The 4,879-nt window shown below is 57.3% G+C and carries 2 protein-coding genes and 1 pseudogene; 1 reads left to right on the top strand and 2 read right to left on the bottom strand.

All coding sequences use genetic code 11. The features are described from left to right. Window positions 1–550, bottom strand: a pseudogene (locus PA598K_RS25685) (metallophosphoesterase family protein); the annotation flags it as partial. Between the two features lie 553 nt (window positions 551–1,103). On the opposite strand from PA598K_RS25685, the gene PA598K_RS25680 reads away from it, so the two are divergent. Beyond that, window positions 1,104–4,673 (top strand): S-layer homology domain-containing protein, encoded by a 3,570-nt coding sequence (locus PA598K_RS25680; RefSeq protein ID WP_128659704.1) that lies wholly within the window; start codon window positions 1,104–1,106, stop codon window positions 4,671–4,673. A gap of 6 nt (window positions 4,674–4,679) precedes the next feature. On the opposite strand, the gene PA598K_RS37420 is transcribed toward PA598K_RS25680, so the two are convergent. Further along, window positions 4,680–4,879: hypothetical protein (locus PA598K_RS37420; RefSeq protein ID WP_221414179.1), on the bottom strand; the 200-nt coding region annotated here is incomplete at its 5' end.

The following is a 4,879-nucleotide window of genomic DNA, read 5'->3' as shown; positions in this document are numbered from 1 at the left end:
CGCCGCGCGGCGTCACGAAGGCGTGTCCGACGAACACATGGCGCGCCTGCGGGTCCATCCCGGCAGCGATATGCGCGACCAGTCCGCGCATCGCCTCGTCATGAGTGCGGATCTCCTCGTCTCCGAGCAAGTAGCGGACCTTACCCGGCTCTGCATAGGGGACGAGGTGGAAGTGTACCTCGCCCGTCTCGTCCCGGAGCACGATCGGCGCGATCGGCAACGTCAGCTCGCCTGCGATATGTAGTCCGGCCGCCCGCATGATGCGGCTGCCAAAGTCGAGGCGGCTCGGGCTGTCGTGATTGCCCGCCACGGCAAGCACCGGCACCCGCAGCCTCAGCACCAGCGCCTCCAGCGTCCGGTCGAGCAGCTGCACCGCTTCCGCAGGCGGCACTGCCCGGTCATACAGATCGCCGGCGATGATGACGACGTCCGGCCTCTCCTCCTCGATATCCCGCAGCAGCTGCTCCAGGACGAATGCCTGGTCGTCCGTCATGTAGACGCCCTGGACCAGCTTGCCGAGATGCCAGTCCGCCGTATGTACGATTTTCATTGGATCCCGTCCTCTCTGTAGCTATCAGACTATGACCCTATTATAGCAAACGAACCCCGGCAATGGTTTGCCAGAGTTCGTCATTCGCACTATTTTTCGGAAATATTAGGCCTGCCCCTCCCTTCGTCTCCCTCCCCTCTTGAACATCGTTTACATATTCAGTAGAATAAGAGAGTATATACCTCGCACAAGCTTTTCTTTCCTTCATGAGATGACCGACGCCTGTATAGAGGCTGAACCCTTCCTAAGATTGACCCCCGACATCGATGACTTTTCCTAACATGATAGTAGCATCCCTTAGCATTACGCTTGAATTCGTGAGCATACAGCGCTCATTGTCCGTTCATCGCATAGCGACGCCTAAGACGAGGACAATATCGGACCCCCTGTCTTGATCGCATCTTACCCTCCGTATGCGTTGGATCGGAAGAGTATGATTCCTTTCCTAGCAAGCGCTTCCATGAAGATCTGCACGCTGCCTGAATCAAGTATTAAAACCACGTAACCCCAATATATATGTGGTTGAATCTAAAAAAGAGGAGGATTTTCATTTATGCCAAAACGTTTTAGCCGAATGCTCGCGTTCCTCTGTTGCCTGGTCATGGCGATGTCGCTCATTCCTGTCACCTATGCCGCCGACACGGACAACCCCGGGGACGCAGCAACGAATGAAACACCGACCGCTATGTTCGGAACGCCCGAGCTCGGGTCCAATGATCCGCTCTGGGACCAGACCATGGAGCATCACATCAACAAAAGCACAGTGCCGACCGATACCAGACCCCATGCCACGGGCACAGCCAGAATCCTCTGGAATCAAGACTACCTGTATGCCCGCGTCGTGGTGAATGACAGCAATCTCTATCAAGGCGCTGGCGGCGATCATACGTACGACAGCCTCGAGTTTTATGTAGGCAGCGGCTCCAACGGCTCCAACCAATGGCGCGTCAGCTCGACCGGCGTGTTTTCGGGGCAGTCTGCTGCTGGCAGAGCTGCATGGACTCAGACCACGGAGACCGGCTATATCGTGGAGATGAGAATACCGAGGCGAACCTTGGACCTGCAGGAGGGCAAGATTACATTCGATGTGTATATCAACAACTCCACGGCGCAGGGCGGCGACCGCTATGAAGTCGTCTCTGCCTTTGGAGCGCCGGATGCGGGGTACTCCAGCTCGGCTTCTTTTACAGACAGCCTGCAGCTCGTGGCAGCCAGTGAAGAGGACACCAGATTCTCGATTCTCGCCACGGCAGGACCCGGCGGCAAGCTGGACTCGATCCCACCCGGCGATGTGCTGAGAGTAGCCAAGGGCTCGGACAAAACCTTTACCTTCACCCCCGATTACGGCAAAGTTGTCGATACCGTAACGGTCGACGACCAAACCGTCGCTTTATCGGAAGGCAAGTATACGTTGACGAATATTCAGGCCAACCATACGATTCACGCCACCTTCAAAAACGATCCGGACGCAGGGGTATTGCCCTTTACCGTCTGGAATGATAACTTCGCCAGCGGCGAATATACGACAGCAGTCATTATTGACTTAGGCGAGGGGAAAGCGGCGTTAGGGTCCGCGCTTAACCCGGACTTGTTCTCCCTGTCGGGCAAGGACACGACCTTAAATGGCGAAGCCGTGATTACCCAAGGCCCGCGCAAGATTACAAGGGTATACGCCAACGACGAGCCGAAGGTTCGCGGTTATAAAGGCCCGATGAGCAACTCGCCCGACTATCGGGAGGGACTGGCGAGCGGCCGTTACATCGTCGTCGAGGCGGAGTTCTATACGTCGACCGGCGGGAAAACCACGCTCGATGGCAGCAGCAACTCGACCAAGCAGGTGTACACCGTCGTCCAGAACGGCGAGATCGTGCTGACCGAAGGAAGTCCGCTTCGCAACGTGGTGTTTGAGCAGGAGAAGGTGGTCAATCCGATCCTCGACAAGTTCACGACGCATACGGACGACTCGGTCAATCACTCGCTCTACCTGCACAAGGACGCTGACGGTGAAGTGGTTAAAGGACTGCCGCTGTATGTCTACACCCACGGCATGTCGCGCGGCGGCACCAACCCGGCGACAGACCAAAAGGCAGCCATGAAGTCCGCCAACGGCTCGGTCGCTCTGATGAAAAAAATCGAACAAAACCCGGGCAAATACGCCAGTCATATTCTGAATATTTCCTATAGCGGCTTATCTGCTCCTTCAACAGAGAATGTCAAGAAGGTCATAGACGCGCTTGTTGCCAGCGGCGAAGTAAACCCGAACCGTATCTACGCAGCGGGCTTCTCGTGGGGCGGCCAGTATACGAACAACCTGGTCAATAGCTTCCCCGGCTTCTTCGCGGCTGCCGCGCCGATGGCGCCGGTAAGCGGCTCGCCAGAGGCTAGCACCAACGAGCTTCATGCCAACTTGGCGTATTGGATGTTTTTGAATGCACATAACACGGGAACGTACCAGTCGAACCTCAATACGTACATCACGACCAATATGCCGAAAATGACCAATGCGCGCGCTTCGCTCTTCGAGAGCAACGAGGCGCTGACCTGGCCGTACAACCAATTCGACCAACCGAATCTGAGGCCGAATCCTGTTCTGCAGGATTATATCGCGCACGAGGTTGAAGCGGCCGTTCTGTACAACCAGTTCACAGTGGGAACCTGGAGCATGGCTCCGACGGCGCAGTCCTCGAACCTTCCAGCCTGGAACAATGACTACACCGACGTCTTTGACTGGATGTTCGCGCAGAGAAAGCCAGGCGCGCCGGATGCCCCTGGCAGCTTCAAGGCGACGGCAGGCGACGGTCAGGTCACACTAAGCTGGACGGCTCCTGCTGACGACGGCGGCAGCGCCATAACGGGCTACAAGGTCTGGCATGGCGACATGACGCCGGTCGAACTGGGCGCGGAGGCGACCCAGCATACCTTCACTGGCCTAACCAACAGCCAAGGCTACACCTTCAAGATTGTCGCGGTCAACGAGAAAGGCGAGAGCGCAGAGATCAGCGCGACGGCTACGCCGACAAGGCCGACGACGACATATCCTATTTACTACCCTCCTGTAGACAATAGCGGCACTCCAGGCGCCGGAACCGGCGAGGGACCGTCGAAGGCAACCTACACGGTGAGTACGCCGCAGGATAAGCCCGCGGTCACTGACAAAGACGGTAACGTCACCCTGCCCGGTGGCGGCGAGATCGCGACCGAGGGTGGGACAACGATCAAGGTACCCGAAGGCACAACGATCGACGCCGATGGCAAGGTGACCATTCCGGCGGATAAGAGTGCCGAAGCGGCACTCCCAGGCAGCAACAGCACAATGACCCTTCCGGGCGGCTCGACGATCGCTGGCGACGGTACGGTCACAGTCGTCGGCGGGGACGCGCATGCGAAGCTGCCGGGCGGCATCCAGGTAGATATCCCTACCGGATCGAAGCTTCAGAGCGATGGTACGGTTGTGGTAGGAGCGGGCGGCGCGAAAGTCGGCCTGGACAACGGCATATCGCTGAACGTCCGCGAGGGTACGGAGCTTGTATTGGATGACGCAGCCCCACTGGGCCTCCGCGTCCTGTCGGCCCATCCTTTCAGCGATGCCAGTATGGACGACTGGTTCAACAGTTACGTTCAATTCGCCTACACCTACGAGCTTTTCAATGGCACGACATCCACGACTTTCTCGCCGGGAGCCTCGATGACGCGCGCCATGTTCGTGCAGGTGCTGTCCAATCTTGAAGGTGCAGACCTCTCCGGCTATACAAGCTCCCGCTTTAGCGACGTCGCGGACGGACAGTGGTACACGGCGGCAGTCGAGTGGGCGGCGGACAAAGGCATCGTCAATGGCACAGACGCGGACCGCTTTGCCCCCGACACAGCGATCACACGCGAGCAGATGCTGACGATCCTGTACAACTACATGAAATACAAAGGCTATGAGATACCCGAGAGCGAATCTCCATCCTTCGCGGACGAGAGCCAGATCCGCTCATGGGCGTTGGAGGCCGTTCAGGCGCTGCAGGGCATCGGCATCGTATCCGGCAAACCGGGCAATGTTTTTGCTCCCCAAGCCACCGCCACCCGCGCCGAAGTAGCCGCGATCTATGTCAGGCTCGTCGAGTATCTGGCTAAGTAAAAACGGTTACAGATCTAAAGAAAATCGATTATAGAAAAAGGAAAAGCGAATACAGAGAAAGAAAAAGCGAATACAGAGAAAGAAAAAGCGAATACAGAAAAAGGCAGCCCCCTCCAGCTGGACAGAATCCAGCCCGAGGGGGCTACTTCTAACTCTACTTTCTAGAGTTAACGCACCGCTCCGCGCCTCCGCGACGTCCTCTAACT

The sequence above is a fragment of the Paenibacillus sp. 598K genome (assembly GCF_003851045.1).
Classification (GTDB): Bacteria; Bacillota; Bacilli; order Paenibacillales; family Paenibacillaceae; genus Paenibacillus_D.
Note: the sequence above shows the minus strand (reverse complement) of the source record. Positions and strands in the feature narration are given on the sequence as shown.